At 62.2% G+C, this 16,740-nt stretch carries 18 protein-coding genes; all 18 read left to right on the top strand.

What is annotated here, in order from left to right; genetic code table 11:
* Positions 1-2 precede the first annotated feature (2 nt).
* Entirely contained in the window at positions 3-1,217 is a 1,215-nt protein-coding gene (locus tag KI241_RS22195) for an IscS subfamily cysteine desulfurase (protein WP_042727999.1), read from the top strand.
* 43 nt (positions 1,218-1,260) lie between these two features.
* Positions 1,261-1,647: a Fe-S cluster assembly scaffold IscU gene (gene iscU, locus KI241_RS22190; protein WP_003185157.1), complete on the top strand. Its 387-nt coding sequence runs from the start codon at positions 1,261-1,263 to the stop codon at positions 1,645-1,647.
* A gap of 24 nt (positions 1,648-1,671) precedes the next feature.
* Positions 1,672-1,995, top strand: coding sequence for an iron-sulfur cluster assembly protein IscA (gene iscA / locus KI241_RS22185; protein ID WP_030139597.1), 324 nt, complete (start codon positions 1,672-1,674; stop codon positions 1,993-1,995).
* A gap of 8 nt (positions 1,996-2,003) precedes the next feature.
* On the top strand, positions 2,004-2,525 hold the full coding sequence (hscB, locus tag KI241_RS22180; RefSeq protein ID WP_047736804.1) for a co-chaperone HscB: 522 nt from the start codon (positions 2,004-2,006) through the stop codon (positions 2,523-2,525).
* Between the two features lie 50 nt (positions 2,526-2,575).
* Positions 2,576-4,438 (top strand): Fe-S protein assembly chaperone HscA, encoded by a 1,863-nt coding sequence (gene hscA, locus KI241_RS22175; protein WP_212802996.1) that lies wholly within the window; start codon positions 2,576-2,578, stop codon positions 4,436-4,438.
* A gap of 3 nt (positions 4,439-4,441) precedes the next feature.
* A complete protein-coding gene (fdx, locus tag KI241_RS22170) occupies positions 4,442-4,783 on the top strand; it encodes an ISC system 2Fe-2S type ferredoxin (RefSeq protein ID WP_042727996.1) in 342 nt (113 codons plus the stop codon).
* Positions 4,784-4,796: 13 nt separating this feature from the next.
* Positions 4,797-4,997, top strand: a complete 201-nt coding sequence (gene iscX / locus KI241_RS22165; protein ID WP_042727995.1) for a Fe-S cluster assembly protein IscX — start codon at positions 4,797-4,799, stop codon at positions 4,995-4,997.
* Between the two features lie 88 nt (positions 4,998-5,085).
* Positions 5,086-5,511, top strand: a complete 426-nt coding sequence (ndk, locus tag KI241_RS22160) for a nucleoside-diphosphate kinase (RefSeq protein ID WP_042727994.1) — start codon at positions 5,086-5,088, stop codon at positions 5,509-5,511.
* A gap of 28 nt (positions 5,512-5,539) precedes the next feature.
* Entirely contained in the window at positions 5,540-6,688 is a 1,149-nt protein-coding gene (rlmN, locus tag KI241_RS22155) for a 23S rRNA (adenine(2503)-C(2))-methyltransferase RlmN (RefSeq protein WP_042727993.1), read from the top strand.
* A 12-nt stretch (positions 6,689-6,700) separates the two neighbouring features.
* Complete coding sequence (gene pilW / locus KI241_RS22150) at positions 6,701-7,459, top strand: type IV pilus biogenesis/stability protein PilW (protein ID WP_042727992.1); 759 nt, start codon at positions 6,701-6,703, stop codon at positions 7,457-7,459.
* Positions 7,459-8,508 carry a RodZ family helix-turn-helix domain-containing protein gene (locus KI241_RS22145; RefSeq protein WP_212802995.1) on the top strand — a complete coding sequence of 350 codons (1,050 nt, stop codon included), beginning with the start codon at positions 7,459-7,461 and terminating at the stop codon, positions 8,506-8,508. The genes pilW and KI241_RS22145 overlap by 1 nt, the downstream gene beginning before the upstream one ends.
* 3 nt (positions 8,509-8,511) lie before the next feature.
* Entirely contained in the window at positions 8,512-9,621 is a 1,110-nt protein-coding gene (ispG, locus tag KI241_RS22140) for a flavodoxin-dependent (E)-4-hydroxy-3-methylbut-2-enyl-diphosphate synthase (protein ID WP_020795607.1), read from the top strand.
* A 23-nt stretch (positions 9,622-9,644) separates the two neighbouring features.
* Positions 9,645-10,934, top strand: coding sequence for a histidine--tRNA ligase (gene hisS / locus KI241_RS22135; protein WP_047736793.1), 1,290 nt, complete (start codon positions 9,645-9,647; stop codon positions 10,932-10,934).
* 40 nt (positions 10,935-10,974) lie between these two features.
* On the top strand, positions 10,975-11,616 hold the full coding sequence (locus KI241_RS22130; protein WP_042727989.1) for a tetratricopeptide repeat protein: 642 nt from the start codon (positions 10,975-10,977) through the stop codon (positions 11,614-11,616).
* On the top strand, positions 11,609-12,760 hold the full coding sequence (bamB, locus tag KI241_RS22125) for an outer membrane protein assembly factor BamB (RefSeq protein WP_042727988.1): 1,152 nt from the start codon (positions 11,609-11,611) through the stop codon (positions 12,758-12,760). Before KI241_RS22130 ends, bamB begins: the two co-directional genes overlap by 8 nt.
* Positions 12,761-12,961: 201 nt before the next feature.
* Positions 12,962-14,434 (top strand): ribosome biogenesis GTPase Der, encoded by a 1,473-nt coding sequence (gene der / locus KI241_RS22120; protein WP_042727987.1) that lies wholly within the window; start codon positions 12,962-12,964, stop codon positions 14,432-14,434.
* Positions 14,435-14,750: 316 nt separating this feature from the next.
* Positions 14,751-15,899 carry a pyridoxal phosphate-dependent aminotransferase gene (locus tag KI241_RS22115; RefSeq protein ID WP_212802994.1) on the top strand — a complete coding sequence of 383 codons (1,149 nt, stop codon included), beginning with the start codon at positions 14,751-14,753 and terminating at the stop codon, positions 15,897-15,899.
* Entirely contained in the window at positions 15,887-16,678 is a 792-nt protein-coding gene (locus tag KI241_RS22110; RefSeq protein WP_212802993.1) for an amidohydrolase, read from the top strand. Before KI241_RS22115 ends, KI241_RS22110 begins: the two co-directional genes overlap by 13 nt.
* The last annotated feature ends 62 nt before the right edge of the window (positions 16,679-16,740 follow it).

The raw sequence follows: 16,740 nt of genomic DNA, 5'->3' as shown, positions 1-16,740 counted from the left end.
CCATGAAATTGCCGATTTACCTTGATTACTCTGCGACCACCCCGGTTGATCCGCGTGTCGCGCAAAAAATGAGTGAATGCCTGCTGGTCGACGGAAACTTCGGTAACCCGGCGTCCCGTTCCCACGTGTTCGGCTGGAAAGCCGAAGAGTCGGTTGAAAACGCTCGTCGCCAGGTCGCCGACCTGGTCAATGCCGACCCACGTGAAATCGTCTGGACCTCCGGTGCCACCGAGTCCGACAACCTGGCAATCAAGGGTGTCGCGCATTTCTATCACACCAAGGGCAAGCACCTGATCACCTCCAAGGTCGAGCACAAGGCTGTCCTGGACACCATGCGCCAATTGGAGCGTGAAGGCTTCGAAGTCACCTACATCGAGCCGGGTGAAGACGGCCTGATCACCCCGGCCATGGTTGAAGCCGCACTGCGCGACGACACCATCCTGGTTTCGATCATGCACGTGAACAACGAAATCGGCACCATCAACGACATCGCCGCCATTGGCGAGCTGACCCGTTCCAAGGGTGTGCTGTTCCACGTCGACGCGGCGCAGTCCACCGGCAAGGTCGAGATCGACCTGTCGAAGCTCAAGGTCGACCTGATGTCCTTCTCGGCCCACAAGACCTATGGTCCCAAAGGCATCGGCGCGCTGTACGTCAGCCGCAAGCCGCGTGTGCGCATCGAAGCGACCATGCACGGTGGCGGTCACGAGCGTGGCATGCGTTCCGGCACCCTGGCGACCCACCAGATCGTCGGCATGGGCGAAGCCTTCCGCGTCGCCAAGGAAGACATGGCTGCCGAGAACGTGCGCATCAAGGCCCTGAGCGACCGTTTCTTCAAGCAGGTCGAGCACCTCGAAGAACTCTACGTCAACGGCAGCATGACCGCCCGCGTCCCGCACAACCTGAACCTGAGCTTCAACTACGTTGAAGGCGAGTCGCTGATCATGGCACTCAAGGACCTGGCTGTGTCGTCCGGTTCGGCTTGCACCTCGGCTTCGCTCGAGCCTTCGTACGTACTGCGCGCCCTGGGCCGCAACGACGAACTGGCCCATAGCTCGATTCGCTTCACCTTCGGCCGCTTCACCACCGAAGAGGAAATCGATTACGCCGCGCAGAAAGTCTGCGAGGCCGTCACCAAGCTGCGCGCCTTGTCGCCGCTGTGGGACATGTACAAAGACGGCGTCGACATCTCGAAAATCGAGTGGGCTGCGCACTGAAGAAGTCGCCACCAGAGCGGCTCACTGATGAGGATTGAAGCAAATGGCATATAGCGAAAAGGTCATCGACCACTACGAGAACCCGCGCAACGTCGGCAAGATGGACGCGCAGGATCCTGATGTCGGCACCGGCATGGTCGGCGCCCCGGCATGCGGCGACGTGATGCGCCTGCAGATCAAGGTCAACGAGCAAGGCATCATCGAAGATGCCAAGTTCAAGACCTATGGCTGCGGTTCGGCCATCGCGTCCAGCTCCCTGGCCACCGAGTGGATGAAGGGCAAGACCCTTGATGAAGCCGAAACCATCAAGAACACCCAGCTGGCCGAAGAACTGGCCCTGCCGCCAGTGAAGATCCACTGCTCGGTACTCGCTGAAGACGCCATCAAGGCCGCCGTTCGCGATTACAAGCAGAAGAAAGGCTTGATCTGATCCGCGCACCGCTAAGGAGTTTCCATGGCTATCCAGATGACAGAAGCGGCAGCTAAACATGTGCAGCGTTCCCTCGCGGGGCGTGGCAAGGGCGAGGGTATCCGCCTGGGTGTTCGCACCACGGGCTGCTCTGGCCTTGCCTACGTGCTCGAATTCGTCGACGAAGTGGGCGAAGACGACCAGGTGTTCGAGAGTCATGGTCAGAAAGTGATCATCGACCCGAAGAGCCTGACGTACCTGGACGGCACCGAGCTGGATTTCGTCAAGGAAGGGTTGAACGAAGGCTTCAAGTTCAACAACCCCAACGTACGCGGTGAGTGTGGCTGCGGCGAAAGCTTCAACATCTGAGGCGGCTCGTGGGAACTCCTTGTCATTTTGCCTTGTTCCAGATGCAGCCTGCGTTCCAGCTGGATCTCGATCAGTTGTCCGCGCGTTACCTGGAGCTGGCCCGGGGTGTCCACCCGGACCGGTTTGCCGATGCCTCCGAAGCCGAGCAGCGCCGGGCGCTGGAGCAGTCTGCCAACCTCAATGAGGCCTACCAGACGCTCAAGCATCCGGCCAAGCGCGCGCGCTACCTGCTCGCCATCAGCGGTCATGAGTTGCCCCTGGAAGTCACGGTGCACGACCCTGAGTTTCTTCTGCAGCAGATGCAGTGGCGCGAAGAGCTCGAAGACCTCCAGGAGAGCGCCGACCTGGCCGGTGTCGCGGCCTTCAAGCGCCGTCTCAAAGACGCCCAGCACACACTGAACGAAAGCTTCGCAGCCTGCTGGAACGATGCCGCGCAACGCGAACAGGCCGAACGCCTGATGCGGCGCATGCAGTTCCTCGACAAGCTCACCTACGAAGTGCGCCAGCTCGAAGAGCGCCTCGACGATTAACCCAGTGCCGCTCCGGTCGCACGCCTGATTACAGATAAGTCCTGATTACGATGGCCCTACTGCAGATCGCCGAACCCGGCCAAAGTCCACAACCCCACCAGCGTCGCCTGGCAGTGGGAATCGACTTGGGTACTACCAATTCCCTGGTCGCTGCCTTGCGCAGCGGTCTCTCCGAACCGCTGGCGGACGAGCAGGGGCAGGTGATCCTGCCATCCGCCGTTCGCTACCACGCCGACCGCGTCGAGGTGGGTGAATCGGCCAAGCTGGCCGCCTCCACTGACCCGCTGAACACCGTCGTGTCGGTCAAGCGCCTGATGGGGCGCGGCCTGGCCGACGTCAAGCAGCTGGGCGACCAACTGCCGTATCGTTTTGTTGGCGGCGAATCCCACATGCCGTTCATCGACACCGTGCAGGGGCCGAAAAGCCCGGTGCAGGTGTCGGCCGACATCCTCAAGGTTCTGCGCGTGCGTGCCGAAGCCGCATTGGGCGGCGAGCTGGTGGGGGCTGTGATCACCGTCCCGGCCTACTTCGACGACGCCCAGCGCCAAGCCACCAAGGATGCGGCCAAGCTGGCCGGCCTCAACGTGCTGCGCCTGCTCAATGAGCCGACTGCCGCGGCGGTGGCCTATGGGTTGGACCAGCACGCCGAAGGCTTGGTCGCGATCTACGACCTGGGCGGCGGTACATTCGATATTTCGATCCTGCGCCTGACCGGCGGTGTTTTCGAAGTCCTGGCCACTGGCGGCGACAGCGCCCTGGGCGGTGATGACTTCGACCACGCCATTGCCGGCTGGATCATCGAGCAGGCGGGCCTGTCCGCCGACCTCGATCCGGGTGCGCAGCGCCACCTGCTGCAAACCGCCTGCGCCGCCAAGGAAGCCCTGACCGACGCCGCCAGCGTTGAAGTGCACTACGAAGGCTGGAGTGCGGTGCTGAGCCGTGAAGCCTTCGATGCATTGATCGAACCCATGGTCGCCCGCAGCCTCAAGGCTTGCCGTCGCGCCGTGCGCGACTCGGGCGTCGAGCTCGAAGACGTCAAGGCCGTGGTCATGGTCGGTGGCTCGACCCGCGTGCCTCGCGTTCGCCAGGCCGTGGCCGAAGCCTTTGGCCGTCAGCCATTGACCGAAATCGACCCGGACCAGGTGGTGGCCATCGGCGCCGCGATCCAGGCCGACACCCTGGCCGGCAACAAGCGTGACGGCGGCGAACTGCTGCTGCTCGATGTGATTCCGCTGTCCCTGGGTCTTGAGACCATGGGTGGCCTGATGGAGAAGGTGATTCCGCGCAACACCACCATTCCCGTCGCCCGCGCCCAGGACTTCACCACTTACAAGGACGGCCAGTCGGCCATGATGGTTCACGTGCTGCAAGGCGAGCGTGAGCTGATCAGCGACTGTCGTTCCCTGGCGCGCTTCGAACTGCGTGGCATCCCGCCGATGGTGGCCGGTGCCGCGAAGATCCGCGTGACCTTCCAGGTCGATGCCGACGGCTTGCTCAACGTCACCGCCCGCGAACTGGGTTCGGGCGTCGAGGCAAGCATCCAGGTCAAGCCGTCCTATGGTCTGACCGACGGCGAAATCGCCCGGATGCTCAAGGACTCGTTCCAGTACGCCGGCGACGACAAGGTGGCCCGCGTGCTGCGCGAGCAACAAGTCGATGCCCAGCGCCTGATCGAAGCGGTGCAGGGTGCCCTCGAGGCCGATGGCGATCGCCTGTTGGATGCCGAAGAGCGCATGGTCATCGAATTGCAGATGCAGGAACTGTCCGAATTGATCAAGGGCACCGATGGCCATGCCATCGAGCAGCAGACCAAGCGTCTGTCGAGCGTCACCGATGCCTTTGCTGCCCGCCGCCTGGACTCGACGGTCAAGGCCGCCCTGGCGGGGCGCAACCTGAATGAAATCGAGGAATAACTGATGCCGCAGATCATTTTTCTGCCACACGCCGAGCACTGCCCGGACGGTATGGTGGTCGAGGCCGAAACCGGCAAATCCCTGCTGGAAGTGGCCCACGACAACCACATCGAGATCGAAAGCGCCTGCGGCGGCGTTTGTGCCTGCACCACGTGCCATTGCATCATTCGCGAAGGGTTTGACTCGCTGAACGAAGCCGATGAGCTCGAAGAAGACTACCTGGATCGCGCCTGGGGCCTGGAGCCGACGTCGCGCCTGACCTGCCAGGCCAAGGTCGGCACCGAGGACCTGGTGGTCGAGATCCCGAAATATTCGCTTAACCATGCGGCCGAAGCGCCGCACTGATGGTGACACTGTCATGAGCTATGGTTGGAATGATGTACGGCGCATCGCTGAGGAATTGGCCGAAGCGAAGCCAGACGTAGACCCGTTGACGGTCAACTTCGTCGATCTGCAGCGATGGATCATGGAGCTGCCCGACTTCGACAATGCTTCCGGCCGTTGCGGCGAGAAGGTCCTGGAGGCGGTTCAGACGCTCTGGATCGAAGAAATCGACTGATCGACCCGGCAGGTTAGGCAATACCCCTGAACCCGCGTATAATTCGCGGGTTTAATTTTTCACAAATTATCGTTTCTGGAGTTACACCATGGCTGTTCAACGTACTTTCTCCATCATCAAGCCTGACGCCGTTGCTAAAAACGTCATCGGCAAGATCGTTACCCGCTTCGAAGACGCTGGCCTGCGCGTTGTAGCTTCGAAAATGAAGCAACTGTCCAAGGCCGAGGCCGAAGGCTTCTACGCTGAGCACAGCGAGCGCGGTTTCTTCGGTGAACTGGTTGCCTTCATGACTTCCGGTCCGGTTGTCGTCCAGGTTCTGGAAGGCGAAAACGCCATCGCTCGCAACCGTGAGCTGATGGGCGCCACCAACCCTAAAGAAGCGGCTGCCGGCACCATCCGTGCTGACTTCGCCGAGTCCATCGACGCCAACGCCGTTCACGGTTCGGACTCCGAAGCCGCTGCTGCTCGCGAAATCGCTTACTTTTTCTCCGCTACTGAAGTAACCACTCGCTAAGCCCAGGCTTTTGAGTGAAGGTGAATCCATGACTACATCGAACGGCAAAACCAACCTGCTGGGCCTGACCCAGCCGGAAATGGAGAAATTTTTCGACTCGATCGGGGAGAAGCGTTTCCGTGCCGGCCAGGTGATGAAATGGATTCACCACTTCGGCGTCGACGACTTCGACGCCATGACGAATGTCGGCAAGGCCTTGCGCGAGAAGCTCAAGGCGGTTGCCGAGATTCGCGGCCCCGAAGTGGTCAGCGAGGACATCTCCAGCGACGGCACCCGCAAGTGGGTGGTGCGCGTGGCGTCCGGCAGCTGCGTCGAGACCGTCTACATTCCCCAGGGCAAACGCGGCACCTTGTGCGTTTCGTCCCAGGCAGGCTGTGCCCTGGATTGCAGTTTCTGCTCCACCGGCAAGCAAGGCTTCAACAGCAACCTCACCGCCGCCGAAGTGATCGGCCAGGTGTGGATTGCCAACAAATCCTTTGGCAGCGTCCCGGCGACCGTCGACCGTGCCATCACCAACGTGGTGATGATGGGCATGGGTGAGCCGCTGCTGAACTTCGACAATGTCGTGTCGGCCATGCACTTGATGATGGATGACCTGGGCTACGGCATTTCCAAGCGTCGGGTGACCCTGTCCACCTCCGGCGTGGTGCCGATGATCGATGAGCTGGCCAAGCACATCGACGTCTCCCTGGCGTTGTCGCTGCACGCACCCAATGACGCATTGCGTAACCAATTGGTGCCAATCAACAAGAAGTATCCGCTTAAGATGCTGCTCGAGTCATGCCAGCGCTACATGTCGGCCCTGGGCGAGAAGCGCGTGCTGACCATCGAGTACACCTTGCTCAAGGATGTGAACGACAAAGTCGAGCATGCGGTCGAGATGATCGAACTGCTCAAGAACATCCCGTGCAAGATCAACCTGATCCCGTTCAACCCGTTCCCGCATTCCGGTTACGAGCGTCCGAGCAACAATGCGATTCGTCGCTTCCAGGATCAGCTTCACCACGCTGGCTTCAACGTCACCGTGCGCACCACCCGCGGCGAAGACATCGACGCCGCGTGTGGCCAATTGGTAGGGCAGGTGCTGGATCGCACCCGTCGCAGCGAACGCTACATTGCCGTGCGCGAGTTGAACGCCTCCGACGATGTGGCGCAGAACGCTGCGAACAGTCACTAAGAGAGGAACTCTATGTCCCTGCGCTTCGCGCTCATCTTGCTGTTGGCCGGGCTGTGTTCCGGTTGTGTTCTGTCGGGTGACTACAACCCGATGAAAACCAGCAAGGGGCGCGATGAGGCGCGTGCGGCCTATGTGCAACTGGGCATTGGCTACTTGCAGCAGGGCATGACCGAACGGGCCAAGGTCCCGCTCAAGAAAGCCCTGGACCTGGACGACAACGACGCCGACGCCAACGCGGCCCTGGCCCTGGTGTTCCAGGCCGAACTGGAGTCGGAGCTGGCCGACCAGCATTTTCGCAAGGCGCTTTCGGCACGGCCCCAGGACGCACGGATCCTGAACAACTACGGCGGTTTTCTTTACGAGCAGAAGCGTTACAAGGAAGCCTACGAGCGCTTCGAGCAGGCCGCCGCCGACACCCTTTACCCAGAGCGCTCGCGGGTATTCGAGAACCTTGGCATGACGGCCGCGCAGTTGGGCCAGCGAGACCTGGCCCGCCAGCAGCTGGAAAAGGCCCTGCGCCTCAACCGCCAGCAACCGCGAGCCCTGCTGGAAATGGCTGAGTTGTCCTACGAAGACAGGCATTATGTGCCCGCGCGTGACTACTACGAGCGTTTTAGCCTGCTCAGCGAGCAAAATGCACGTAGTCTATTGCTCGGCGTTCGGCTGGCACATGTGTTTGAAGATCGCGACAAGGCTGCAAGTTATGGCCTGCAACTCAAAAGACTCTATCCCGGTACGCCGGAATATCAGCAATACCTGTCGGAGCAATGATGAAAGCGGCGCATCCCGAAGTTGTAGCAGCGACTCGCGTAAATCCCGGTGAGACCCTGCGTCAAGCCCGCGAAAGCAATGGTTGGTCGCTGGCCGAAGTGGCCCACAAGCTCAATCTCACCGTGACTTCCCTGAGCAACCTGGAAGCGGGCGCGTTCGACAAGCTGCCCGGGCACACTTTCGCCCGCGGCTACATCCGCGCCTATGCCAAGTTGCTCGGCATGGACCAGACCGTCCTGGTCCAGCAATTCGATCAATACACCGGTTCCGACGCCCAGGGCAGCAATGTGCACAGCCTGGGACGCATCGAAGAGCCGGTTCGTGTTTCCCACACGATCCTGCGCATTGTCAGCCTGCTGTTGCTGATCGCGGTGATCGGTGGCGGTTTCGTCTGGTGGCAGGACCAGACGTCCCAGCGCAACAAAGAGCCAGTGGCGATGAACCCCGAGCACGTCGAGGTCGAAGGCGCCGACGGTACGACCCAGATCCATCCGCTGGACGAGCCGGAAGACCAGGCCGTCGTGGAAGGCCAGGCCGAAGGCGAGACCAATCTGGCGCTGCCACAAAGCCCGGACGATGCCGACGCCCAGGCCGGCGCTGAGCCGGCTGTCCCGGCACCGACCACGCCTGCTGCCCCGAGCACGGGCGGCGCCCCGATTGCCACGGCACCCGCCGCGCCAGGCACGCCAGCGCCGACCGTGGCGGCGCCTGCCACCCATGCCACGCCAACCGCTCCCGTCGCCCCGGCAGCCCCGGCAGCCCCAGCCGCGCCAGCCGCTCCGGCGACCTCGGTCGCCCCGGCTGCCGGTGAAGGCCAGGTCCAGATTCAGTTCACCGCCGACTGCTGGACCCAGGTCACCGACGGCAACGGCAAGGTCCTGTTCAGTGGCCTCAAGCGCAAGGGCGACAGCACGTCCATCAATGGCAAGCCGCCTTTCGCCGTACGCCTGGGGTATGCCCGTGGCGCACAGGTCAGCTACAACGGCCAGCCGGTCGATGTGGCTCCGTTCACCAGTGGCGAGACCGCTCGCCTGAAGTTGGGTCAATAAGTCATGCACGGCGAATCTCCTATCAAGCGTCGCGAATCCCGAAAGATCTGGGTCGGCAACGTGCCCGTGGGCGGCGATGCCCCTATCGCTGTGCAGAGCATGACCAACAGCGACACTAATGACGTGGCCGCCACGGTCGCGCAGATCAACCGACTGGAAGCCGCCGGTGTCGACATCGTGCGGGTTTCGGTGCCGGACATGGACGCCGCCGAGGCATTCGGCAAGATCAAGCAACTGGTCAAGGTCCCCTTGGTGGCCGACATCCACTTCGACTACCGCATCGCCCTGCGCGTGGCCGAGTTGGGTGTGGATTGCCTGCGCATCAACCCCGGCAACATCGGTCGCGAAGACCGCGTGCGTGCCGTGGTGGATGCCGCCCGCGACCGTGGCATCCCGATTCGCATCGGGGTGAACGCCGGTTCCCTGGAAAAAGACCTGCAAAAGAAATACGGCGAGCCGACCCCGGCGGCGCTGGTCGAGTCGGCGCTGCGTCACGTCGAGCACCTCGAACGCCTGAACTTCCAGGACTTCAAGGTCAGCGTGAAGGCCTCCGATGTGTTCATGGCCGTTGAAGCCTACCGGCTGCTGGCCAAGGAAATCGTCCAGCCGCTGCACCTGGGCATCACCGAAGCGGGCGGGTTGCGTTCGGGCACGGTGAAATCCGCCGTCGGCCTCGGTATGCTGCTCGCCGAAGGGATTGGCGATACCATCCGCATCTCGTTGGCGGCGGACCCGGTCGAGGAAGTGAAGGTCGGCTACGACATCCTCAAGTCCCTGCACCTGCGGTCCCGTGGCATCAACTTCATCGCCTGCCCGAGCTGCTCGCGGCAGAACTTCGATGTGGTCAAGACCATGAATGAGCTGGAAGGGCGACTCGAAGACCTGCTGGTGCCGCTGGATGTCGCGGTGATTGGCTGCGTGGTCAACGGGCCGGGCGAAGCCAAGGAGGCCCATATCGGCCTCACCGGCGGTACGCCGAACCTGATTTACATCGACGGCAAGCCGTCGCAGAAATTGACGAATGACAATCTGGTGGATGAGCTGGAACGGCTGATCCGCGAGAAGGCGGCCGAGAAGGTCGAGGCCGACGCAGCGGTGATCGCGCGCGGCTGATCGAACGAATTTAAGGAAAATCTGTGAGCAAGTCCCTGCAAGCCATTCGTGGCATGAACGACATCCTGCCCGAGCAGACGCCCCTGTGGCGTTATTTCGAGGGCACCGTGGCGCGTTTGCTGGATAACTACGGTTACCGGCAGATCCGCATGCCGATCGTCGAGTTCACCGAGCTGTTCAAGCGCTCGATTGGTGAAGTGACCGACATCGTCGAAAAAGAGATGTACACCTTCGACGATCGCAACGGCGATTCCCTGACCCTGCGCCCCGAAGGCACGGCGGCGTGCGTACGTGCGGTGCTCGAGCACGGCATCACCGGTGGCGGCCAGGTGCAGAAGCTCTGGTACATCGGCCCGATGTTCCGTCACGAGCGTCCGCAGAAAGGCCGTTATCGCCAGTTTCACCAGATCGGCTGCGAAGTGTTCAACCTCGATGGCCCGGACATCGACGCCGAGCTGATCGTGCTGACCTGGCGCCTGTGGGGTGAGCTGGGCATCCGCGACGCGGTCAAGCTGGAGCTCAACAGCCTCGGCACCGCCGAAGCCCGTGCTCGCTACCGTGACGCGTTGGTGGAGTTCCTCTCGGCCCGCCTCGAGCACCTGGACGAAGACAGCCAGCGTCGGCTCAAGACCAACCCGCTACGGGTGCTGGATACCAAGAATCCGGACACCCAGGCCGTGCTGGTGGATGCGCCGAAGCTGGCCGACTACCTGGACGAAGAGTCCCGCGTGCACTTCGAAGGGCTCAAGGCTCGTCTCGACGCCGCCGGCATTCCCTACGTGATCAACCCGAAACTGGTCCGTGGCCTGGATTACTACAGCAAGACCGTATTCGAATGGGTCACCGACAAGCTCGGCGCCCAGGGCACCGTGTGTGCCGGCGGCCGCTACGACGGGCTGGTGGAGCAGATGGGCGGCAAGCCGACCCCGGGCGTGGGCTTTGCCATGGGCATCGAGCGCCTGGTGCTGATGCTCGAGGCCTTGGACAAGGTGCCGCAAGCGCTGTCCCGTCAGGTTGACGTCTACCTCTGCGCGTTCGGCGAAGCGGCCGAGCTGGCGGCATTGTCGCTGAGCGAGCGGGTCCGCGACCAGTTGCCCAACCTGCGCCTGCAGATCAACGCCGGTGCCGGCAGCTTCAAGAGCCAGTTCAAGAAGGCCGACAAGAGCGGTGCGCTGTATGCACTGATCCTTGGTGACGACGAACTGGCCCAACAAGTGGTAGGTTTCAAACCCCTGCGTGGCCAGGGCGAACAACAAAGCATTGCCTGGGATGCGCTTGCTGCACACCTGGCCACCTGCGTCGTGCAGGGTTGAAGCTGTCAAACAGCCGATTTAGCGATTAAGGAGTATTGGGGTGTCGAGTACCGAAGATGAACAGCTGGCGGATTTGAAGGACTGGTGGACGCGCAATGGCAAGCCGCTGGTCACTGGCGGCCTGTTGGCGCTGGTCATCGTGTTCGGCTGGCAGGCCTACCAGAAATACCAGAACAACCAGTCGCAAGGCGCCTCGGTGCTCTATCAGCAATTGCTGGAAACCACCCTGACGCCAGACGGCAAGCCTGACGCGGCACGTGTCGCGGATCTGGCCGGCAAGCTCAACAGCGAGTTCGGCGGCACCGCGTACGCGCAGTACGGTCGCCTGTTCGTGGCCAAGGTAGCGGTGGACAACGGCAAGCTGGACGACGCCGCCACCGAGCTCAAGGGCATTGTCGACAAGCCGGCCAACCCGACCCTGGGCGAAGTGGCGCGTCAGCGCCTGGCGCAGGTGCTGGCGGCACAGAACAAGACCGAAGACGCCCTGAAGTTGCTTGACGGCGATGCCGACAAGGCCTTCCTGGCGACCCGCGAAGAACTCAAGGGCGACCTGCTGGTACAGCTGGGGCGCACCGATGAGGCTCACGCGGCTTACCAAAAAGCCAAGGCTGCGCTGTCGGATGAAGCCGCAGTCGGTGGCCTGCAAATCAAGCTGGACGACCTGGCCAAAGGGGATGCGTGACGTGATCCAGTGGAAACATGCAGCATTGCTGACCCTGGCCATTCTGGCCGCGGGTTGCAGCAGCAACAGCAAGAAAGAACTGCCTCCGGCCGAGCTGACCGATTTCAAAGAAGAAGTCGTGCTGCAGAAGCAATGGAGCCGTTCCATCGGCGAAGGCCAGGGCGAAACCTACAACATGCTGGTGCCGGCCATCGATGGCGACACGATCTACGCCGGTGACGTCACCGGTGAAGTGTATGCATTGGATCGCATGAACGGCGACACCAAGTGGGAAAAGGATCTCGAACTGCCTGTGTCCGGTGCCGTGGGCGTGGGTTACGGTCTGGTCATGATCGGCACGCTCAAGGGGGAGATCGTCGCCCTCGATGCGAGCAGCGGTGAAGAGAAATGGCGCGCCCGCGTGTCCAGTGAAGTGCTCGCCCCGCCGGCCACCAACGGTGACGTGGTCGTGGTCCAGACCCAGGATGACCGTCTGATCGGCCTGGATGCCGCCACCGGCAACCAGCGCTGGGTCTATGACAGTACACCGGCGGTACTGACCCTGCGCGGCACCAGCGCGCCTGTCGTCACCAACCGCCTCGCGGTGGCTGGGTTGTCGACGGGTAAGGTGGTCGCCCTGGACATCTCCAACGGCGTGCCGGTGTGGGAGCAGCGCGTTGCTGTCCCGCAAGGTCGTTCGGAACTGGAGCGCGTGGTCGACATCGACGGCGGCCTGCTGTTGTCCGGCGGTACACTGTACGTCGCCAGCTACCAGGGCCGCGTGGCCGCACTGGACCTGGAAAGCGGTCGTCCGCTGTGGCAACGCGATGCGTCCAGCTACGCCGGTGTCGCCCAAGGGTTTGGCAGCGTCTACGTGAGCCTGTCCTCGGGCACGGTCGAAGGCGTCGACGAGCGTTCCACCACCGCGTTGTGGAGCAACGATTCCCTGGCCCGCCGCCAGTTGTCGGCCCCGGAAGTGTTCTCCAGCTACGTTGCAGTGGGTGACCTGGAAGGTTACCTGCACCTGCTCAGCCAGGTAGACGGCCGTTTCGTCGGCCGTGAGCGCATCGACAGCGACGGCCTGCGTGCCCGTCCGCTGGTGGTGGGCAACATGATTTATGTGTATGGCAACAGCGGCAAGCTGGAAGCCCTGACCATCAAGTAAGACTATGCTTGGGGCTAGACCTCAAGCGGCCTGTCCTTTGTGGGAGCGGGCTTGCTCGCGAATACGGCGTATCAGAAGACAAATTCTCGACTGACACACCGCTTTCGCGAGCAAGCCCGCTCCCACAGGACGGCCTCCGAGCACCAGCCGCTGCCTCGCAGCGGCTTTTGTATTTTCTGAAATAACGAAGTGGAGAGCCGCATGGTTCCCGTAATCGCCCTGGTGGGCCGACCGAACGTCGGCAAGTCCACCTTGTTCAATCGCCTGACCAGGACTCGCGACGCCATCGTCGGCGACTTGTCCGGTCTGACCCGTGATCGCCAATACGGTGAGGCCAAGTGGCAAGGGCGTACCTATATCCTGGTCGACACCGGCGGCATCTCCGGTGATGAACACGGCATGGACGAAAAAATGGCCGAGCAGTCGTTGCTCGCCATCGAAGAAGCCGATGTGGTGCTGTTCCTGGTAGACGCCAAGGCCGGTTTTACCGCCGCCGACCAGATGATCGCCGAGCATTTGCGCAAACGTAACAAGCGCTCCCACGTGGTGGCCAACAAGGTCGACAACATCGACCCGGACATGGCCCGCGCCGAATTCGCACCGTTGGGCATGGGCCAGGCGATCCCGATCGCCGGTGCCCACGGCCGTGGTATCAGCCAACTGCTGGAAATCGCCCTGGCGGACTTCCCGAAGGACGATGAAGACGAGCCGGAAGAGGGCGAAGAGGAAATCGTCGCCGAAGGCGAAGAAGCCAAGCGTATTCCGGGCCCGAGCGAAAAAGACGGTATCAAGATCGCCATCATCGGTCGTCCGAACGTGGGCAAGTCGACCCTGGTCAACCGCATGCTCGGTGAAGACCGGGTGATCGTGTATGACCAGCCCGGCACCACCCGCGACAGCATCTACATTCCCTTCGAACGCAACGAAGAGAAGTACACGCTGATCGACACCGCTGGTGTGCGCAAGCGCGGCAAGATCCACGAAGAAGTCGAAAAATTCTCCGTGGTCAAGACGTTGCAGGCGATCAAGGACGCCAACGTGGTGATCTTCGTGATGGACGCGCGCGAAGGCGTGGTCGATCACGACCTGAACCTGCTGGGCTTTGCCCTGGAGGCCGGTCGCGCATTGGTCATCGCGATCAACAAATGGGACGGCATGACGCCCAGCGAGCGGGATTTCGTGAAGGTTGAATTGCAGCGCCGGCTGTTCTTCGTCGACTTCGCCGACATCCACTTCATCTCGGCCCTGCACGGCACGGGCGTGGGCAACCTCTACGCCTCGGTGCAGAACTCGTTCAAGTCGGCGGTCACCCGCTGGCCGACCAACCGCCTGACCCAGATCCTCGAAGACGCCGTCGGCGAGCACGCGCCACCGATGGTCAACAACCGTCGGATCAAGCTGCGTTACGCCCACCTGGGTGGTGCCAACCCGCCGATCATCGTGATTCACGGTAACCAGATCGAGAAGGTGCCCAAGTCCTACGTCCGTTACCTGGAAAACACCTATCGCCGCGTCCTGAAGCTGGTCGGCACGCCGATCCGCATCGAGTTCAAGGGCGGCGAGAACCCGTACGAAGGCAACAAGAACACGCTCACCGACCGCCAGGTCAACAAGAAGCGCCGCTTGATGTCGCACCACAAGAAGGCCGACAAGAAGCGTCGCGATAAGCGCTGATTGACTGCTCAGAGGGGCGTTGCCCACAGAGACAGCATCCAGAACCTGTGGCGAGGGGATTTATCCCCGCTGGGCTGCGTAGCAGCCCTAAAACCCACAACTCGGTGTGTCAGGTAGATTGAATTCACTGCTTTGGGGTTGCTGCGCAACCCAGCGGGGATAAATCCCCTCGCCACAGGGTTCTGTGTCGGGATGGCTGTGATGTCATTGAGTGATATCGGGTGCCCCTGGGCACCCTTTTTCATGCCCGACGATTGGGCTATTCTCGGTCTCTCCCGCGCCGCGCCAGAGCCGGGGGCAGAGCAAAGGACCGTTGATGATCACCAGCAAGTTGCCAAACGTCGGCATCACCATTTTCACCCAGATGTCCCAGCTTGCCGCGCAGACCGGCGCGCTGAACCTGTCCCAGGGGTTTCCCGATTTCGATGGCCCGCAGGCCTTGCGCGATGCGGTCGGCCGGCATGTTGCCCAAGGCCATAACCAGTATTCGCCCATGACCGGCCTGCCGGCCTTGCGCCAGCAGATCGCCGCGAAAATCACCCGCAGCTACGGCGCCAGCGTCGATGCCGATCAGGAGATCACCGTGACGCCTGGTGCGACCCAGGGAATTTTCTGTGCCATTGCCGCCGTGGTCCACAGCGGTGACGAAGTGATCGTGTTCGACCCTTGCTATGACAGCTACGAGCCCGCCGTAACGTTGGCCGGTGGGCGTTGCGTGCACGTGCAACTGGGCCTGGAAGATTTCGCCATCGACTTCCAGAAGCTTGGCGAAGCCTTGAGCCCGCGTACCCGCATGATCATCCTCAACACCCCGCACAACCCCAGCGGCGCGCTGATCAGCCGCGCCGAGCTTGATCGGTTGGCGACGTTGATTCGCGACCGCGATATCTACCTCGTCAGCGACGAAGTCTATGAACACCTAGTGTTCGACGGTGTGTCCCATGCCAGCGTGCTGGCCCACGAAGAACTGTACCAGCGGGCCTTCGTGGTCAGTTCGTTCGGCAAGACTTACCACGTCACCGGCTGGAAGACCGGCTACGTCGTGGCACCGCCGGCTCTGAGCGCGGAGCTGCGCAAGGTCCATCAGTACGTCAGTTTCTGCGGTGTGACGCCGTTGCAGTACGCCCTGGCCGACTACATGGCCGAGCACCCCGAGCACGTCGATGAGCTGCCGGCCTTCTACCAGGCCAAGCGTGACCTGTTCTGCGATCTGCTGGCTCCGTCGTGGTTCAGCTTCAAGCGCGTGGCCGGGACTTACTTTCAGCTGGTGGATTACAGCCAGATCCGCCCGGACCTGAACGATGTCGACATGGCGGTCTGGCTGACCCGTGAACACGGCGTGGCGACGATTCCGGTGTCGGTGTTCTATCAGGACCCACCCCAAGGCCAGCGCCTGGTGCGCCTGTGCTTTGCCAAGCGCGAGGAGACGCTGCGTGAAGCGGCGGAAAAACTATGCGTGATTTGAGCGCGTTGCCGAACCTCGACATTGCCCTGATCCAGACCACGCTGGCCTGGCACGATCGCCAGGCCAACCTGGAGCATTTCGAAGGCCTGTTGGAACAGGCCCGCGGGGCGGACTTGATTATCCTCCCGGAAATGTTCACCACCGGGTTTTCCATGGCGTCGCACACCCTGGCGGAGCCGGAGCACGGCCCCACCAGCGTGTGGCTTCGCACCCAGGCGGCGCGGCTCGATGCGGTGATCACCGGCAGCCTGATTGTCCAGGCCGCCGACGGTAGCCACCGCAACCGCCTGCTCTGGGTGCGGCCGGACGGTGAAGTGCTGCATTACGACAAGCGTCATCTGTTTCGCATGGCGGGAGAACACAACCACTACACGCCGGGGGAGCGCCAGGTGCTGTTCGAGCTCAAGGGCTGGCGGGTTCGTCCGCTGATCTGCTACGACCTGCGCTTTCCGGTCTGGAGCCGCGACGCCGAGGACACCGACCTGCTGCTGTACACCGCCAACTGGCCAGGTGCGCGTCGCCAGCATTGGAACCGGCTCCTGCCGGCCCGGGCGATCGAGAACCTGTGTTATGTCGTCGCGGTGAACCGCATCGGTACCGATGGCAAGGGCTTCGCCTACACCGGCGACAGCCAGGTGCTGGATTTCCAGGGCGAGACCTTGCTCAGCGCCGGCGACGCCGACGGTGTGTTCACGGTGCGCTTGAACGCAGCCGACCTGGCCGCGTACCGCACGCGGTTTCCCGCGAACCTGGATGCAGATGACTTCGAATTCATCTAAATGTAACGATTCAGCCCTTTAGAAAGGGGGGCGCAGGCCGATAGAAGGTCATCCAAGGAGGC

This window comes from Pseudomonas sp. Cab53 (assembly GCF_018325965.1).
GTDB lineage: Bacteria > Pseudomonadota > Gammaproteobacteria > Pseudomonadales > Pseudomonadaceae > Aquipseudomonas > Aquipseudomonas chlororaphis_E.
This window is presented reverse-complemented; position numbering and strand designations above follow the sequence as displayed.

Bases quoted from the DNA above. Each gene is read 5' to 3' on its own strand.
- iscA (WP_030139597.1), top strand. From the start codon at position 1,672: ATGGCTATCCAGATGACAGAAGCGGCAGCTAAACATGTGCAGCGTTCC.
- pilW (WP_042727992.1), top strand. From the start codon at position 6,701: ATGTCCCTGCGCTTCGCGCTCATCTTGCTGTTGGCCGGGCTGTGTTCC.
- ndk (WP_042727994.1), top strand. From the start codon at position 5,086: ATGGCTGTTCAACGTACTTTCTCCATCATCAAGCCTGACGCCGTTGCT.
- KI241_RS22195 (WP_042727999.1), top strand. From the start codon at position 3: ATGAAATTGCCGATTTACCTTGATTACTCTGCGACCACCCCGGTTGAT.
- der (WP_042727987.1), top strand. From the start codon at position 12,962: ATGGTTCCCGTAATCGCCCTGGTGGGCCGACCGAACGTCGGCAAGTCC.
- KI241_RS22115 (WP_212802994.1), top strand. From the start codon at position 14,751: ATGATCACCAGCAAGTTGCCAAACGTCGGCATCACCATTTTCACCCAG.
- ispG (WP_020795607.1), top strand. From the start codon at position 8,512: ATGCACGGCGAATCTCCTATCAAGCGTCGCGAATCCCGAAAGATCTGG.
- fdx (WP_042727996.1), top strand. From the start codon at position 4,442: ATGCCGCAGATCATTTTTCTGCCACACGCCGAGCACTGCCCGGACGGT.
- rlmN (WP_042727993.1), top strand. From the start codon at position 5,540: ATGACTACATCGAACGGCAAAACCAACCTGCTGGGCCTGACCCAGCCG.
- KI241_RS22110 (WP_212802993.1), top strand. From the start codon at position 15,887: ATGCGTGATTTGAGCGCGTTGCCGAACCTCGACATTGCCCTGATCCAG.
- bamB (WP_042727988.1), top strand. From the start codon at position 11,609: ATGCGTGACGTGATCCAGTGGAAACATGCAGCATTGCTGACCCTGGCC.
- KI241_RS22145 (WP_212802995.1), top strand. From the start codon at position 7,459: ATGAAAGCGGCGCATCCCGAAGTTGTAGCAGCGACTCGCGTAAATCCC.
- iscX (WP_042727995.1), top strand. From the start codon at position 4,797: ATGAGCTATGGTTGGAATGATGTACGGCGCATCGCTGAGGAATTGGCC.
- hscA (WP_212802996.1), top strand. From the start codon at position 2,576: ATGGCCCTACTGCAGATCGCCGAACCCGGCCAAAGTCCACAACCCCAC.
- iscU (WP_003185157.1), top strand. From the start codon at position 1,261: ATGGCATATAGCGAAAAGGTCATCGACCACTACGAGAACCCGCGCAAC.